Annotated in this window: 14 protein-coding genes; 9 read left to right on the top strand and 5 right to left on the bottom strand. The window is 64.8% G+C overall.

The window, feature by feature from the left end; genetic code table 11:
- The first annotated feature begins 25 nt into the window (after positions 1-25).
- Complete coding sequence (locus tag GGR00_RS25530) at positions 26-982, top strand: cation diffusion facilitator family transporter (protein ID WP_055973566.1); 957 nt, start codon at positions 26-28, stop codon at positions 980-982.
- Between the two features lie 29 nt (positions 983-1,011).
- Here GGR00_RS25530 and GGR00_RS25525 read toward each other — a convergent pair whose 3' ends face one another.
- From GGR00_RS25525 to GGR00_RS25515, 3 genes are all read right to left on the bottom strand, one after another.
- Complete coding sequence (locus GGR00_RS25525) at positions 1,012-2,217, bottom strand: ZIP family metal transporter (RefSeq protein WP_184702121.1); 1,206 nt, start codon at positions 2,215-2,217, stop codon at positions 1,012-1,014.
- Positions 2,214-3,362, bottom strand: a complete 1,149-nt coding sequence (locus GGR00_RS25520) for a multicopper oxidase domain-containing protein (protein ID WP_055973560.1) — start codon at positions 3,360-3,362, stop codon at positions 2,214-2,216. Before GGR00_RS25520 ends, GGR00_RS25525 begins: the two co-directional genes overlap by 4 nt.
- 435 nt (positions 3,363-3,797) lie before the next feature.
- Positions 3,798-4,787: a Bug family tripartite tricarboxylate transporter substrate binding protein gene (locus GGR00_RS25515; RefSeq protein WP_055973554.1), complete on the bottom strand. Its 990-nt coding sequence runs from the start codon at positions 4,785-4,787 to the stop codon at positions 3,798-3,800.
- A 170-nt stretch (positions 4,788-4,957) separates the two neighbouring features.
- On the opposite strand from GGR00_RS25515, the gene GGR00_RS25510 reads away from it, so the two are divergent.
- From GGR00_RS25510 to GGR00_RS25485, 6 genes are all read left to right on the top strand, one after another.
- Entirely contained in the window at positions 4,958-6,040 is a 1,083-nt protein-coding gene (locus GGR00_RS25510; protein ID WP_055973550.1) for an AbrB family transcriptional regulator, read from the top strand.
- A gap of 112 nt (positions 6,041-6,152) precedes the next feature.
- A complete protein-coding gene (locus tag GGR00_RS25505; RefSeq protein WP_244487799.1) occupies positions 6,153-6,455 on the top strand; it encodes a DUF6958 family protein in 303 nt (100 codons plus the stop codon).
- A 380-nt stretch (positions 6,456-6,835) separates the two neighbouring features.
- The gene (gene leuA, locus GGR00_RS25500) at positions 6,836-8,503 is read left to right on the top strand and encodes a 2-isopropylmalate synthase (protein ID WP_184702153.1); all 1,668 of its coding nucleotides are present in this window, start codon (positions 6,836-6,838) and stop codon (positions 8,501-8,503) included.
- Positions 8,504-8,638: 135 nt separating this feature from the next.
- A complete protein-coding gene (locus GGR00_RS25495; protein WP_055973542.1) occupies positions 8,639-10,396 on the top strand; it encodes a tetratricopeptide repeat protein in 1,758 nt (585 codons plus the stop codon).
- A gap of 128 nt (positions 10,397-10,524) precedes the next feature.
- On the top strand, positions 10,525-11,322 hold the full coding sequence (locus GGR00_RS25490) for an alpha/beta fold hydrolase (protein WP_055973539.1): 798 nt from the start codon (positions 10,525-10,527) through the stop codon (positions 11,320-11,322).
- A 152-nt stretch (positions 11,323-11,474) separates the two neighbouring features.
- Positions 11,475-12,083: a hypothetical protein gene (locus GGR00_RS25485; RefSeq protein WP_055973535.1), complete on the top strand. Its 609-nt coding sequence runs from the start codon at positions 11,475-11,477 to the stop codon at positions 12,081-12,083.
- Here GGR00_RS25485 and GGR00_RS25480 read toward each other — a convergent pair.
- Positions 12,073-13,008, bottom strand: a complete 936-nt coding sequence (locus GGR00_RS25480) for a metallophosphoesterase family protein (RefSeq protein WP_184702119.1) — start codon at positions 13,006-13,008, stop codon at positions 12,073-12,075. The two genes, GGR00_RS25485 and GGR00_RS25480, sit on opposite strands and share 11 nt — an antisense overlap.
- Before the next feature lie 53 nt (positions 13,009-13,061).
- On the opposite strand from GGR00_RS25480, the gene GGR00_RS25475 reads away from it, so the two are divergent.
- Positions 13,062-13,562 carry an NUDIX domain-containing protein gene (locus GGR00_RS25475; protein ID WP_184702117.1) on the top strand — a complete coding sequence of 167 codons (501 nt, stop codon included), beginning with the start codon at positions 13,062-13,064 and terminating at the stop codon, positions 13,560-13,562.
- A gap of 24 nt (positions 13,563-13,586) precedes the next feature.
- On the opposite strand, the gene GGR00_RS25470 is transcribed toward GGR00_RS25475, so the two are convergent.
- On the bottom strand, positions 13,587-14,576 hold the full coding sequence (locus GGR00_RS25470; protein WP_184702115.1) for a glutathione S-transferase family protein: 990 nt from the start codon (positions 14,574-14,576) through the stop codon (positions 13,587-13,589).
- A 274-nt stretch (positions 14,577-14,850) separates the two neighbouring features.
- On the opposite strand from GGR00_RS25470, the gene GGR00_RS25465 reads away from it, so the two are divergent.
- The gene (locus GGR00_RS25465; protein ID WP_184702113.1) at positions 14,851-15,387 is read left to right on the top strand and encodes a GNAT family N-acetyltransferase; all 537 of its coding nucleotides are present in this window, start codon (positions 14,851-14,853) and stop codon (positions 15,385-15,387) included.
- The last annotated feature ends 95 nt before the right edge of the window (positions 15,388-15,482 follow it).

Here is a 15,482-nt window from a genome sequence, read left to right as displayed (position 1 = left end):
GGCCGCCCTAACCACAGCAGAGATCATGACTGAAACCGAAACGCACGGCTTGTCGGCAACACGCAGCGGACAGGCGTCGTCCAAGCAGCGTGTCGCCAAGCTTGCCTTCTGGTCGATCATCATCGGCGCCGGGGTGATGGGCCTGAAATTTGTCGCCTGGTGGCTGACGGGCTCGGTCGCGCTCTATTCGGACGCGCTCGAATCGATCGTCAACGTCGTTGCCGCGATGGCCGCCTTCTGGGCCATCAAGATCAGCCACAAGCCGGCCGACATGGGCCACCAGCACGGCCACCACAAGGCCGAGTATTTCTCGGCCGTGCTCGAGGGCGTTCTGATCGTCGTCGCCGCCTTGCTGATCCTGTTCGAGGTCTGGCGCAGCTGGGGCGTGCCGATGGACGCCGAGCGGCCATGGCTGGGTCTCGGCATCAACGGCATAGCCGCCGTGATCAACGCCATCTGGGCGGGCGCGCTGATCCGCGTCGGCCGTGCCGAGCGCTCGCCCGCCATGGTCGCCGACGGTCATCACATCATGACCGACGTGGTGACCTCCGCCGGCGTGCTGATCGGCCTCGTCGCCGCCGTCGTCACCGGCTGGAAGATCCTCGATCCGGCACTTGCCGTGATCGTCGCGCTGAACATCCTGTGGCAGGGCTGGCATGTCATCAGCTCGTCCATGGACGGGCTGATGGACCGCGCCGTCGAACTCGACGAGCACATGCGCATCCGCGACATCATCTCGGCCAACTCCAAGGGCGCTATCGAGGTCCACGACCTCAAGACCCGCATCGCCGGCCGCGCCACCTTCATCGAGTTCCACCTGGTCGTCGACGCCGACATGACGGTGGGCGAAAGCCACGTCATCTGCGACCGCATCGAGGACGCGCTGCGCGACGACATCCCTTCTGTGCGCGTCATCATCCATGTCGAGCCCGACGACGAGGCCAAACTGCCCAAGGGCACGGTCGCCGTTCCTTTCGCCTGAACGCCAGGCGTCCCGAGCCCGCAGGGTTCCTAGATCTTCACCAGCATTGCGGTGAGATACATGAAGCCGGCGCCGACAGCGAGCCCGGCCATGACTGCCGGACCGAAAAGCCCGCTGCCTTCCGCGCCTTCGCGGCGGCGGATCAGCGCTGTCACCTCGACGATCACCTGGAGGATCGCACCGGCACCGATGGCAAGCGCCAGTGCCGACCATTGCGGCGCGAACGCCAGGCTGCCGATCCAAAGGCCCAGCACCGCCGGTCCGCCGGCAAGCAGGGTCAGGCCGGCGAAGGTCCACAGGGCGATGCGCTCGCGCAGGATGGGTGCCGCGATGCCGATGCCTTCGGTGACATTGTGGATGGTGAATCCAAGCACCAGGAACGTGCCTAGGCCGGCGGCGCCTGCCGCGAACGCGGCGCCGATCGCGAGCCCCTCGCCGAAATTGTGCAGGCCGATGCCGATGGCGATGTAGGTGGCGAGCGCCAGGCCCTGCGGCGTGCCGTTGCGGCGGCCGATGCCCATCAGGATCAGGAAGCTGGCGGCGGCGGCCAGCACCACCATGGCGTTGCCCTGGAATATCGCGGCGGATTCGGCGGCAAGCTCGAAGGCATCGCCGATGGCATCGACCATCAGGAAGGCCAGCAGGCCGACGGTCAGCGCCAGGAGGAAGCTCATGCCGTTGCGGCCGACCCCGCGCAGCGCCGGATAGAACATCAGCCCGACCGCCACCGGCACGATGCCGACGAAGATGCCGAGAATCGCCTGCGACAAAAGGCTGGTGCTGTCGGCCACCGGTGTCGCGACCGCCACGGGAATTTCATGGGCGAATGTGGCGCCGGTGCCGGTCACCAGATTGACCGCGTGCGCCTCGCCGAGCACCCACGGGAACGGCACCGCGATCCAGGCAGACGAACCGCGCTCCAGCGGCCCCGGCGGATCCTGGGTGAACTGCCAGTAGGCATCGTCGACCTGGACCTGGGCAATCGTCATCGGCTCCGAGCCGCCGACTCGGACCAGGACGCGAATGCCGTCGCTGCCGAGGATGACGCGTTCGAAGGCGATGTCTTCGACAGGCGGCGTGCCGTTGTTGAAGCGCGCCAGGGGATTGGTGGAAACCAGCACGGCAATGGCTGCGGCGAAGGCAAGCAGCGGCAGGATGATCCACCACAGCGCACGGCGCGCAGTTGGCGTTCCGGGCAGTTCGGCTTCCGTCTCGGAGATCGGCGCGTCCCTCATGCCACGTCCTCCACGACGTCGAACATGCCGACCCAGCCCAGTTCGGTGAACTCCGACTGATGCGGGTGGAACATGTAGAGTCCGGCCTCATGCTCGGCAAAACTGAATTCGAGGATGCCGCGCTGGGCCTGGCACTGGGTGATCAGGTCGACGGTCTTCAATGTCGGGGTCAGCGTCGTGCCCTGGTCGAAATAGTCGAAGAAATTGGCATGCAGGTGAAACGAGTTGATCGGGTCGAACTCGACGACATTGATCAGGTAGATCCGCACCGGCCTGGTCTTGGCGATCCTGATCGGGGAGTTCATGTAGGTATGCGCCACCGTGTTGACGGCGTAGAACTCGTTCTCGCCATCGAAATTGGTGTCGAAGGCGTTCATCACCATGACGAACTCCTGCCACTGCGCATTCTCCGGCGTGCCGTAGAGCCGCGAACGGGCGACATCGGCCTGGTCGGGGTGGCGGGCGGGATCGGGATCGATGACGAAAGCGCCGTACATGCCCTTGTGGATGTGCCGTTTCAGCGGCAGCGCGTGGCAATGGTAGAGGTGGCAACCGAACGGCTTGGCATCGAATTCGTAGACGAATTCCTCGCCGGGGTTGACCAGGCCGGCCCCTGGCACGCCATCCATCCGCGCGGCATGAATGCCATGGAAATGCATCGAGTGCGGATGCGAGCCGTAGTTCTTGAAGACGATGCGCAGGCGCTCGCCTTCGGTGGCGCGCAAGGCCGGGCCGGGAACGCGGCCATTGTAGGTCCAGGCCGGGAACATCACCCCCGGCGCAATCTCGATGTCCTTGTCTTCGGCGACGACCTCGAAGGTCCTGAGCGTACCTCCATCCGGCAGCACCGACGTCGTGCCGACATCCCAGTCGGTGAGCATCTTGGCCGGGTCGAAGCCGTTGCGGGCGCTGTCGACCTCGCCAACGGTGAGCATCGCGCCATGCGCACCGCCATGTCCTGAAGACGACGCCGCTTGATAGGCATCGCCGGCGCCGGGCGCTGCCGCAGCATCGTGCCCGCCATGCGCCGCCTGCCCCACCGCCGCGCTGACGCCCACCGCCGTGGCGCCAGCCGTGCAGATACCGCCCGCCAGCACCAGCCTTCGGCTGAGCCGTTCTCCCAATAGTGTCGGCACGTCAGCCATCCCGTGTCATTTTGCAAATGCGAATGATTTGCATCATGCTCTCGCAATTGTCCATGCACAAGTTGAATCTGACCGGCGCGCGAGCGATGCAGCCGCCGGTTTCGACGTGACGATCCGGAGAGATGACGGGGATACTGCGATCGCCCGCACAGCGGACCAACGATTGGACGCAGGCGAGATCGGGGAATTTATTGCAGTTCAGTGCAATCGATACCTGCCCCGACGGCGCCAGCAACGGCATTGAATCAGGATCGCAGCCTGGCAACGCAAGCCATTGTCGAAGCTGCACTATTCGATCGTGGGCGCGACGGGAAGTGGCGATCAAGCCACGTCGCGACAGCACCGTTGCGGCTGCCCAGTCCGGATGCTCGCATGCGCTATAACAAACCGGGCGGCGCATCACGTGATGCGCCGCCCGTAAGCCAGCCGTGTTTCTCAGTCGATCTGGATGTTTGCGTCCTTGACCACCGGTCCCCACTTTGCGAGCTCGGCCTTGACGTGGGCTGCCAGTTCATCCGGCGTCGAGCCGACGATCTTGGCGCTGAAACCGTTCATCTTTTCGATGACCTCCGGATCGGTCATTGCCTTGTTGGCCGACGCGTTGAGGCGATCGACGACCTCCTTCGGCGTGCCGGCCGGCGCAAACAGTGCATTCCAGGTGTAGGTCTCGTAGCCCGGCACGCCTGACTCGGCGATGGTCGGCACGTCGGGGAAGGACGGCGCGCGCTCGGCCGTCGTCACGCCGAGGGCGCGCAGCGTGCCGCCCTTGATGTGCGAGGACGACGACGGCAGATTGTCGAACATGATCGGCACCTGGTTACCGACGACATCGTTCAGCGCCGGCCCCGCGCCCTTGTAGGGAATGTGCTGGATGCTGACGCCGGCCATGGCCTTGAACAGTTCGCCCGACAGATGCAGCGGCGTGCCATTGCCCGACGAGGCATAGGCGTATTTGTCGGGTTCGGCCTTCAAGAGCGCAATCAGTTCCTGCACGTTCTTGACCGGCAGCTGCGGATTGACGACCAGGACGTTCGGCACGACGACCAGCAGCGATACCGGGGTGAAGTCCTTCTCCGGGTCATACGGCTTGGTCTTGAGGATAAGCGGGTTGAGCGCGTGCGTCGCAACCGTGCCCATCAGGATGGTGTAGCCATCGGGTTCGGCGCGGGCGACGCGGTCGGCGCCGATGTTGCCGCCGGCACCGGCGACGTTTTCGACGACCACCTGCTGGCCGAGATCATCCGACATCTTTTGCGCGATGATGCGCCCGACGACGTCGGTCGACCCGCCAGCGGCGAAAGGAATGACAAGGGTGACCGTGCGGTCGGGGAACTGCTGGGCGCCGGCGCCCGGGGCCATGGCAAGCAACGAGGCGGCGGAAAGCCCGAGGGCCAGCGCCGCGCGACGCGTGAAATTGGAAGTCATCAGTGCGCATCTCCCATCTGTGCAGCAGCACCTCCTGCCGCCGCATGGACCGTGGAGCGTATGAACTTTGCATACGCTGTCAATGCGACGTTGGGGGCAGATCCGGCATTGCCGACGATTGGCCGGCACTGGACCTGACATTCGTTGTCGAATGGGTCTAAGAGGGCGGCATGAAGCCAGACCCGCAGCCTGCCGCCCCGCTCTCCCAAACGAAGCCCTGGCTGCAATGGCTGCTGCTGCTGGCCTGCTCGGTCCTTGTTGCCGGCCTGCTCGAGCTGGCGCATCTGCCTGCCGCCCTGCTGGTCGGGCCGATGCTGGTCGCCATTTTCCTCGGCAGCAACGGCGCCACCGTCCGCGTGCCCAAGCCGCTTTTCGTCTCGGCGCAAGCGCTGATCGGCTGCCTCGTCGCCAGCTCGATCTCGACCGGAATCTTCATCACATTCGCCGCCGAATGGCCGCTGTTCCTGGGCGCGGCAATCGCCACGGTTGCCGCCAGCAGCTTCCTTGGCTGGTTCATCTCGCGGCTCAAGGTGCTGCCCGGCACCACTGCGGTCTGGGGTTCGGCACCGGGGGCCGCGACCGCCATGGTGCTGATGGCGGATGCCTTCGGCGCCGACGCGCGGCTCGTCGCCTTCATGCAATATCTGCGCGTCATCATGGTCTCGATCGCCGCTGCGGTCGTCGCCCGGCTCTGGGTCGACACCTCGGGCGTCCAGGCACCGGCGATCGAATGGTTTCCGGTCATCGTCTGGCCGGCCTTCGCGACGATGGTCGGCGTCGCCATCGTCGGCGGCGTGCTCGGCTATCTCCTGCGCATCCCCTCGCCCTACTTCGTCGGCGCGATGGTCATCGGCGCCATCGTCCATCTCGGTCTTGGCATCGACCTGCAGCTGCCGGAATGGCTGCTGGCCATCGGCTACACCCTGATCGGCTGGTCGATCGGGCTGAACTTCACCCGGCCCATCCTGCGCCACGCCGCGCGCGCCCTGCCCCAGGTGATTGGCTCGATCGCAGCGCTGATGGCGTTTTGCGGTGTCCTCGCCTTCGCGCTGCACACGATCCTCGGCGTCGATCCGCTGACCGCCTATCTGGCGACGAGCCCCGGCGGCATGGATTCCATCGCCATCATCGCCGCGGCCTCCGACAACGTCGACCTGTCATTCGTGCTGACGCTGCAGATGCTGCGCTTCCTGCTCGTTCTGCTGTTCGGCCCGGCACTGGCAAGGCTGGTGGCGAAGGCGATCAGGGACTGAGGCGGCACGCGACCGCTCGCAAGACGACAAAACCGATCGCCACTGTAGGATCGAACGGCCTTCTCTCGTCCTTTGGTCACGAACAACCAGACCAAGGGAAGGGAGAATGGCCATGGCACCCAATGGATCGGCAAGGGTAGAACTGGAAAACATCAACCATCCGGGCCAGGCCAGACCGGCCGATGCCGCCATGTATCGTGCGATGAAACTGGCGATCCTCAAGGTGCTGCCCTCGAAGTCGCCGGGGCTTACGGTGGCGCAGATGCAGGAGGGCGTGCGCGGCCACCTGCCCGAGGACCTCTATCCCGGCGGCGCCAAGGCAGGCTGGTGGACAAAGGCGGTGCAACTCGACCTCGAGGCGAAAGGCATCATCGCCCGCGAACGGGTGAGCCCGCTGCGCCTGCACAAGGCCTGACGCACGGCGGGAGTTGGGCGGCTGCATCCTCCCTGTCGCGGGCGCCGCCCTTGCGCGCCCGCTGCGCCTCCTGTAAGAGAGCGGCCATGACTTCGCGCAAGATCATCGAAATCTCCCGTCCGGCCGCTTTTGCGGGCGCGACGCTGCGCGCGCTTTCCTCGGCTCTTCTGCTTCTCGGCCTTATCGGCGATCGCCGGGCTCGCTAAGGGAGCGTCCGGCGGTCGAATTGCCGCCGAGGCATCTGCTCCTTTGCTCTTCACAACAGATCCAGAATTCTGATTTAAGACCGCTGAAGCATGCGCGCTATGTCGTGCATGGCGGCCAAGAGAACGAGACCGACAATGAGCAAGACCACCCCAGCTTCCGGCCGAAGCGCCGGCATGCCGACCGCCGCAACCAAGTACCAAGCCTATCACAAGATCGACCTGCCCAACCGGACCTGGCCATCCACGACCATCGACAAGGCACCGATCTGGTGCTCGGTCGACCTGCGCGACGGCAACCAGTCGCTCGTCGACCCGATGGGCCACGACCGCAAGACGCGCATGTTCCAGCTGTTGCTCGACATGGGCTTCAAGGAAATCGAGATCGGCTTTCCCTCGGCGTCGCAGACCGACTTCGATTTTGCCCGCTGGTGCATCGAAGAGGGCAACGTCGCCGACGACGTGTCGCTGCAGGTTCTCGTCCAGTGCCGCCCCGAATTGATCACGCGCACTTTCGAGGCGCTGCAGGGCGCCCACAAGCCGATCGTGCATTTCTACAACTCGACCAGCGAGTTGCAGCGCCGCGTCGTGTTCGGCAAGGACGTCGCCGGCATCAAGCAGATCGCCACCGACGCCGCCAAGATGATCACCGACATGGCTGCCAAGGCCGGTGGCGGCTATCGCTTCCAGTATTCGCCGGAAAGCTTCACCGGCACCGAACTCGAAGTCGCGCTGGAAATCTGCAACGCGGTCACCGAGATCATCAAGCCGACGGCCGACAACAAGCTGATCATCAACCTGCCTTCAACGGTCGAGATGGCGACGCCCAACGTCTATGCCGACCAGATCGAATGGATGTGCCGCAACCTCGACAATCGCGAAAACCTGATCATCTCGCTGCACCCGCACAATGATCGCGGCACCGGCATCGCCGCCACCGAGCTCGGCCTGATGGCGGGCGCCGACCGTGTCGAAGGCACGCTGTTCGGCAATGGCGAGCGCACCGGCAATGTCGACGTCGTGACGCTGGCGCTCAACATGTTCACGCAAGGGGTCGACCCCGAGCTCGACTGCTCGGACATCGAGCGGATCAAGCAGGTCTACGAATATTCGAACCAGATGGTCATTCCGGAGCGCCACCCCTATGTCGGCGAACTGGTCTACACCGCCTTCTCCGGCTCGCACCAGGACGCCATCAACAAGGGCATGAAGGCGATCAAGGTCGCCAACAAGCCGCTGTGGGAGGTTCCATACCTGCCGATCGACCCGCAGGACGTCGGCCGCAGCTACGAGGCGATCATCCGCATCAACTCGCAGTCGGGCAAGGGCGGCATCGCCTATGTGCTGCAGGCCGACTACGGCCTCAACCTGCCGCGCAGCCTGCAGGTCGAGTTCAGCCAGGACATCCAGGCGATCACCGACGCCGAGGGCAAGGAAGTCTCGGTCAAGCGCATCCATGAACGCTTCCTCGAGGTCTATGTCGACCAGCCGGCCGCGCGGCTGAAATTCGTCGATCACCAGACCTTCCCCGATCCGGTGATGAAGGGCCGCCGCGTCGTCGAGGCGACTATCACCGACAACGGCAAGGACGTGGTGATCTCGGGAACCGGCAATGGCCCGATCGACGGCTTCGTCGATGCCCTGTCCCGCCATATCGGCATCGACCTTTCGGTGCTCGACTATTCCGAGCATTCGATCCAGCGCGGCTCCAACGCGTCGGCCATCTGCTACATGGAAGTCGAGTATCCCGGCGGACGCCTGTTCGGCGCCGGAATCAACACCAACATCGTGGCGGCTTCCCTCGAAGCGGTGGTTTCGGCGGCCAATCGCATCCTGACGCGTTAGGGTTAACGCCATTCGGACACGCCTCGCCCGTGGATAACGGGCGAGGCGTTTGTGCATCGGCGCGCTGCGTGCTTGTGCGCCACCGCCAGCCGACTATGATCCGATCATTCGTACCGGTTCGAAAAGGGTCGATACTTGGTTGCCTCCACGCCTGCCGCCCCCGCAGTGCGCGAAGCGCTTGAGCGGCTTGTTGCCAGCGAGACCTTCGGCCGGTCCGACCGGGCACGCAAACTGCTGCGCTATCTCGTGGAGCGCGACCTCGCCGGCGAAGCCGAGCGGCTGAAGGGCTTTGCCATCGCCGTCGATGTCTTCGGCAAGGATGCCGAGTTCGATTCGGCAACCGATGCCGTGGTCCGCGTCCAGGCCGGGCGCCTGCGCGAACTTCTGGCCCAATATTATGCCGTCGAGGGCGCAGCCGACCCGATCCGCATCACCATTCCCCGCGGCAGCTACGTGCCGGCCTACGAAGCGGTTGCCGAGAGCCTGCCCGACCTGCCCGCCTCCGGCGGAATCGAGGGCGAAAACGCAACCGTGGTGCCCGCCGCCGCCGAGCCGGGATCGGCGCCGCAGCATGCCGAGGACCAGCTCGACCCCGTGCTGCAAGGCACCAGCGTCAAGCGACAGCTCCGCTACTTCTGGGCGGCGATGGCACTGGTCATCGTCATGCTCGGCATTCTCGTCTTCCGCAACATCGGCGGCCCGTCCGGCACCAATTCCGCCAGCATGAGCGACTTCCGCGATGCCACCGCCAGCGTCACCGATACAGTCGACCAGTTGCCAGCGGTTCATATCCACCTCGGCCCGGAGGGCGGCGACGCCGCTCGGGTGGCGACCGTGTTGCGGACGGCGCTGTCGGGCTTCGACACCATCGATCTCATCGCTCGCGACCGTTCGGAGCGAACCAGGCGGGCCGATGCGACCGATTTCGACTTCACCGTCAATGCGGGCCCCTCGCCGGGATCGGTGCTGATCGAACTGCAGCACATGGCCAGCGGCCGCATCCTCTTGTCGCGCGTGTTGTCGCCCCAGGAAGTCCAGCCGGATGCGATCGACGACCGCATGGCCGAGATCGTCACCTCGGCCATTCCCGTGTCCGGCATGATCTATGGCTATATCGAGCAGAACGCGCTGCAGCGCGGGCTGGTGGCCTGCCTTCTCCAGAGCGACGACTTCTACATGGACCAGACTGCCGCGAGGCACCGCACCGCCTATCAATGCATGGAGGACTTGTCCCGGCGCGGCGCCAAGTCCCCCATCGTCTATGCCGAACTCGCGTCGCTGCAACTCGAAGCCGTGACCGACAACTACGACTATCCCCCGGATGCCACCGCCGACGGCGCCTATGCGCAGGCCCATATCGCCGTGCAGACCGGCGCCACCAGCCCCTATGCGCACCGTGCCTACGGCTATCTGCAATCGCGCCTCGGCGACCGCACGGAATCCATCCGCTGGATGCGCAAGGCCTACGAACTCAATACCTACGACCTGACCATGGCGGCGGCCTACGGTTATGCGCTGGTCCTGTCGGGAAGCTACAGCGACGGCGTGCCGATCATGAAGCGCGCGGTGGAAAGCACCAGCGCCCGTCCCGGCTGGTGGGACTATGGCCTGTTCCTCGGCGAATTCATGCTCGGCAACCGCTACGCCGCGGCACGCGCCGCCAATTCGCTGACCGCCAACAAGAAGCCGCACTATCTCGGCGCCCGCCTCATCGCCGCGCATTTCGCCGGCGACGAGAAGCTGACCGCATCGCTGGTGAAGGAAATTTCTGCAACCTACCCCGCCTTCGCCACCGATCCGGCCACCGCCTTCAACAAGGGCAAATATCCGGCAGAGCTGATAAAATCGCTGACCAAGGCCCTGCGCGCGGCCGGATTGGGCAATCAAACCTGAGCTTCGGTTTCTTTTTGGACTGTTTTTCTGCATATTGGGCGCGCTACAAGCGTCCAGGCACATTTTAAATTCTACAATTTGAACTTACAGTTGCAGTCAATTTCCGGCTTCGGGTTATTTCAGAGAAGATGAATTATTTCATCCATGCGTCCGTTCGGGGGAACGGCACAAACGTAGTGATTTTGCTTCACGGCTTTGGCGGCTGCTGCGACATCTGGAGCGATGTCGTGGGCATTTTGGGCGACACGTTCACGACAATTGCCTACGACCTTCCCGGCCACGGCCATTCGCTCGACTATCCCAACGCCGGCTCGGCCAAGGTGGCGGCAAAGGCCGTTCTTGCCGATCTTGCGGCGCGTGGCATATCCCGCGCCCACTTCGTCGGCCACTCGATGGGCGGTGCCGTGGCAACGCTCGCCGCCTTGCTCGACCCCTCACGTGTTTCATCGCTGACACTGCTGGCGCCCGGCGGCTATGGCCCCGAGATCAACGCTCCCCTGCTCCGGCGCTATGCGGCCGCCGCCTGCGCCGACGAAATCCGCGCCTGTCTCGCCGAGATGTCGAGCCCGGACAGCACGGTTCCGGATGCCGCCGTTCGTAACCTGACCGAAATGCGAGCCCGCCCCGGCCAGACCGAAAAGCTGATCGCCTTTGCCGAGGCCATGACCGCCGACGGCAGGCAGGGCGTCATCCCGCGGGAGAACCTTGCCTCGCTGGCCATGCCGGTGATGGTGGTCTGGGGCACCGACGACGCCGTGCTGCCCTACAGCCATGCCGACGATCTCCCGCCCGGTTTCCTCGTCCATCACGTGCTGGAAATCGGCCACATGCTGCCAGAGGAAACGCCGGTCCTCGTTGCCGACATCGTGCGCCGCATGAGCCGCCGCCGCCAGCGTCGCCAACCCGTCTTCGCCGATCAGGCCTGATGAATCGAATTCTGCGCCGTTGCCGCTAACGGACTGTACGGACACCGTTTTGACTGCGTCACCCGGCAGCCAGGAGATTTCGGCGCGATACAATTCCGCCGCGATCGTGATTATGTTAACTCTTGCTTAACCGACACCAGAGGCGCGAGGCGATGAGCGACGACAACGTGACCGCGATGAAGCCGGCACGCGTGCTGTCGGACGCCATTCGCGACGTCAAGAACGCGACGGCGGACCGAACCGACGTCGTCGTCGACCTGCGCGAGGCGCACCGCATGCGGCTGGAACTGCTGGCTGCCGAGCTGGAGCAGGTCTTCGCCGACGTGCCGAAGGACATCGACAATTTCGACTTCGCCATCTCGTCGGGCCTGCAGCCGCGACTGTGGATCGATGCGGTGAGCCATGTCGCCCTCGGTCGCGATCGCCGCACGTTCCGGTTCGTGCGCGACACGCGCGTGGGGCGCGTCGTTCTGGCTGAAACGACCGACACCAAGCGCGTCGCCGACCAGGTCACCCGCTACATCGCCGAGCGGATCGTCGAGCGGCAGCAGATGATGGATGGCGGCGCCGAACTGGCGCTGCCGAGCTTTGCCAGGGAGCCCGTCGCCGAAGCGGAGCCGCCGTTGCGGCCTTTCGGCCGGCCGATCTGGCCGAGCTTCCTGTCCGGCTTCGGCCTGCTTGTCGCCGGTGCCGCCGCCGGCATCGGCGTGATGGCCGCGCTCTACTGGCTGCGCCTCGCCGCCACCGGCGTCAGCTTCTGACCGTTGCCTTCGCCCGCCCGGCCATCGCCATCAGGTCGACCGTCCCGATTTCCGCGGGCGGCATCGCCGGTCCCGACAGGCCGCGCCGCGTCAGCCGGACGCTCCAGTCGCCCGGCTCCCCGGAGATGTCGACGAGATTGAACTGTGCCGCGGGCTTGTGGCCGCCCGGCGCCTGCCCGGCAGCGGCGACGCCGACAACCGGCACCTGGCCCGTCGGCCCGGAAATCCAGTGCAGCGTCGGCAAATGCGAATGGCCATGCAGCACCAGCTCGGTGCCGTAGCGCCTGACCAGGCTCTGGAACTTGCCGATGCCGAACAGCCGCTTGTGCTGGCCGACGGCCCCGCGCACCGGCGGATGATGGATCATCACCACCCGAAACAGCCCGCGCTTGCCCGTCTCCTCCAGGATTCTCGCAAGCCGTGCCGCCTGGCCTTCGCGGAAGAAGCCACTGGCCATGAAGGGTGCGGTCGCGCGCGCCGTCGATACGCCGATGAGCGCCACATTCTTGCGCACGCGCAGATAGGGGAAGGTATGGCGACCGACAGGACCGTGGGAGCCGTCGCCATCCATCCAGGGTGCCCAGGCGTGGCAGGCTTTGTCGAACGCGCCAGGCACATAGGCGTCGTGATTGCCCGGCACGACCGAGACGTCGGCCGGTGCGCCAAGGGTTTCGAGCCACAGCCGCGCCAGCTGGATCTCGCCGTCGAGCGCCAAATTGACGAGATCGCCGGTGACCGCGAGATGGTCGGGCGCCTGCGCCTTGAGGTCGGCGACGATCGTATCGACGATACCGTCATGATGATGGCGGCTACGGTTCCGCTGCCAGTTGACGTAACCGACCATGCGCTTGGAGGCGAGGTCGCGATAGGTTACATCCGGAAGCGGACCAAGATGGACGTCTGAGATATGCGCAAGCCTGAACATCCTTCCCTTTTAGGTGACGCTGCTCCGGCTTTCCACCCATGGCGGCACGCCTGATGGGGAATGACGTCAGCTCCGGTGCGCTGCGCCAGAGCCCGTGGGCGCGGCTGCGCGGCAGGCTGTTCCATCTCTACTTTTTGCTGCGAAGGCCGATGACGCTGGGTGTGCGCGGCCTGGTTCATGACAGGGCCGCCAACAGCATCTTCCTCATCCGCCACACCTACGTGCCCGGCTGGCAATTGCCCGGCGGCGGCGTCGAGATCGGCGAGACGTTCGTCGAATCGCTGACACGGGAACTGGAGGAAGAAGGCAACATCACCCTCATCGCGCCACCGGTGCTGAAATCGATCCATCTCAACAAGCAGGCAACCCGGCGCGACCATGTCGGGCTCTACCTGATCGAAGCCTTCAGGCAGGACGGGCCCAAGCTGCCCGACCACGAGATCGCCGAGGCCGGTTTCTTCCGGCTCGACGCCTTGCCGGAAGACACCACGCCGGCGACACGTCGGCGCATCGCCGAAATCTTCCGCGGCGAGCCGCCCTCACCCTACTGGTAAGGGCGAGGACCGATGGCCCGTTGACTAGGCGGCCTTGGCCAGCTTGCCGCGGTTGTGCGGCGCCAAGAAATCGACCTCCGGCCCGACGGGCACGATGCCGGTCGGATTGATGCCGGCATGGCTGCCGTAATAGTGCGCCTTGATGTGATGCAGGTTCACCGTCTCGGCAACGCCTGGCACCTGGTAGAGTTCGCGCAGGTAGTTCGACAGGTTGGGATAGTCGGCAATCCGCCTGAGATTGGTCTTGAAGTGGCCGACATAGACCGGATCGAAGCGAACCAGCGTCGTGAACAGCCGCCAGTCGGCCTCGGTCGGCGTGTTGCCGACGAGGTAGCGCTGGCGTGACAGACGGTCTTCCAGGGTGTCGAGCGCCGCAAACAACTCGCCGAAGGCCTCTTCATAGGCAGCCTGGGTGGTGGCGAAGCCGACCCGGTAGACGCCGTTGTTGATCGAGGGATAGACCAGTTCGTTCACCGCATCGATCTCGGGGCGCAACGCTTCCGGATAGAGGTCTACCGACGCATCGCCCCATTCGTCGAAGGCCGAGTTCAGCATGCGGATGATCTCGGACGACTCGTTGGAGACGATCGTCTTGTCCTTCTTGTCCCACAGCACCGGCACGGTGACGCGGCCCGAATAGGTCGGGTCGGCCTTGGTGTAGACCTGGTGCAGGAAGTCGAGACCGTAGAGCGTGTCGCCGGTGGCGCCGTCGTCGGTGCGGAAGGTCCAGCCGTTCTCGCCCATGTGGTGATGAACCACCGAGACCGAGATGATGTCCTCGAGCCTCTTCAGGGCGCGGAAGATCAGCGTCCTGTGCGCCCACGGACAGGCGAGCGAGACATAGAGGTGGTAGCGGCCCGGCTCGGCCTTGAAACCGCGCGTCCGGCCTTCCGCCGGCTTGCCGTCAGTGGTGATCCAGTCGCGCCACTGCGCATGCGAGCGCACGAACTTGCCGCCCGTCGACTTGGTGTCGTACCAGCGGTCCTGCCATTTACCTTCGACCAGCAATCCCATCGTGAAATCCTTTCGTTTGCCAGCATGTAGGGCATGACACCGGCAATCCGAAGTGCCGCATCCTGAACGGATCGTTCAACGTTAGGGTCACAGTCGCAAAATCCGTGATGGACGACCGCGCAAAATGATGATAGCGGGCATTTCGATGTCACATTGCTTTGCAAATATCCGGATTGACCGACGACGAATGAGCGCACGCGCATAAAGCGCTGACTTGCGAACGCTGCGGCTTGCCTCGCGGCACCTCATCCCAGGACACCGGACTGCAACGAACATGACCCTCGCCGACGTCACCTATCTGCCGCAAACCCCGGCGCACGACCTCGAAATCGACGACATCAATGCCGAGGCCTTCGGTCCAGGCCGCTTCACCCGCGCTGCCTACAAGATCCGCGAAGGCGGCCCTCACGATCGCTCGCTGTCCTTTGTCGCCATGCATGCCGGCCAGGTCGTCGCCTCGGTCCGGATGACACCGATCGCCGCCGGCGACGGCCGCGCCCAGATGCTGGGACCGCTCGCCGTGCGACCCGACTTCAAGAACCTCGGCATCGGCCGCAAGCTGGTCGCCATGGCGCTGGCAGCAGCCGCCAAGGCGACCGAGCCGGCAGTCATCCTGGTCGGCGACGAGCCCTATTACGGACCGCTCGGCTTTGCCCGCATCCCGCGGGGGCAGATCGAGATGCCTCGGCCGGTCGATCTCAACCGTTTGCTTGCCCACGAGATCGTTCCCGGCGCCGTCGCCCTGCTGTCAGGCGAAGTCTGCCACGCCGATCTGGCCAAGACGCCCCAGCGCGTGGCCGAGCCTGCCTGAACGCGACAGCCTTTCCCTGCGCGATCCGAAAGCGATTTCGGTTTTCGGATCGATGCGCTAGACCATGCGTTCACAGCAAGAAGAGGACAGGCTGA

Origin of the sequence: Aminobacter aganoensis (assembly GCF_014206975.1) — a bacterium.
Classification (GTDB): Bacteria; Pseudomonadota; Alphaproteobacteria; order Rhizobiales; family Rhizobiaceae; genus Aminobacter; species Aminobacter aganoensis.
The sequence above is the reverse complement of the archived record's forward strand: the minus strand, read 5'-3'. Positions and strand labels throughout refer to the sequence as shown.

Bases quoted from the DNA above. Each gene is read 5' to 3' on its own strand.
- GGR00_RS25520 (WP_055973560.1), bottom strand. From the start codon at position 3,362: ATGGCTGACGTGCCGACACTATTGGGAGAACGGCTCAGCCGAAGGCTG.
- GGR00_RS25475 (WP_184702117.1), top strand. From the start codon at position 13,062: ATGGGGAATGACGTCAGCTCCGGTGCGCTGCGCCAGAGCCCGTGGGCG.
- GGR00_RS25480 (WP_184702119.1), bottom strand. From the start codon at position 13,008: ATGTTCAGGCTTGCGCATATCTCAGACGTCCATCTTGGTCCGCTTCCG.
- GGR00_RS25515 (WP_055973554.1), bottom strand. From the start codon at position 4,787: ATGACTTCCAATTTCACGCGTCGCGCGGCGCTGGCCCTCGGGCTTTCC.
- GGR00_RS25490 (WP_055973539.1), top strand. From the start codon at position 10,525: ATGAATTATTTCATCCATGCGTCCGTTCGGGGGAACGGCACAAACGTA.
- leuA (WP_184702153.1), top strand. From the start codon at position 6,836: ATGCCGACCGCCGCAACCAAGTACCAAGCCTATCACAAGATCGACCTG.
- GGR00_RS25510 (WP_055973550.1), top strand. From the start codon at position 4,958: ATGAAGCCAGACCCGCAGCCTGCCGCCCCGCTCTCCCAAACGAAGCCC.
- GGR00_RS25505 (WP_244487799.1), top strand. From the start codon at position 6,153: ATGGCACCCAATGGATCGGCAAGGGTAGAACTGGAAAACATCAACCAT.
- GGR00_RS25485 (WP_055973535.1), top strand. From the start codon at position 11,475: ATGAGCGACGACAACGTGACCGCGATGAAGCCGGCACGCGTGCTGTCG.
- GGR00_RS25465 (WP_184702113.1), top strand. From the start codon at position 14,851: ATGACCCTCGCCGACGTCACCTATCTGCCGCAAACCCCGGCGCACGAC.
- GGR00_RS25530 (WP_055973566.1), top strand. From the start codon at position 26: ATGACTGAAACCGAAACGCACGGCTTGTCGGCAACACGCAGCGGACAG.
- GGR00_RS25525 (WP_184702121.1), bottom strand. From the start codon at position 2,217: ATGAGGGACGCGCCGATCTCCGAGACGGAAGCCGAACTGCCCGGAACG.
- GGR00_RS25470 (WP_184702115.1), bottom strand. From the start codon at position 14,576: ATGGGATTGCTGGTCGAAGGTAAATGGCAGGACCGCTGGTACGACACC.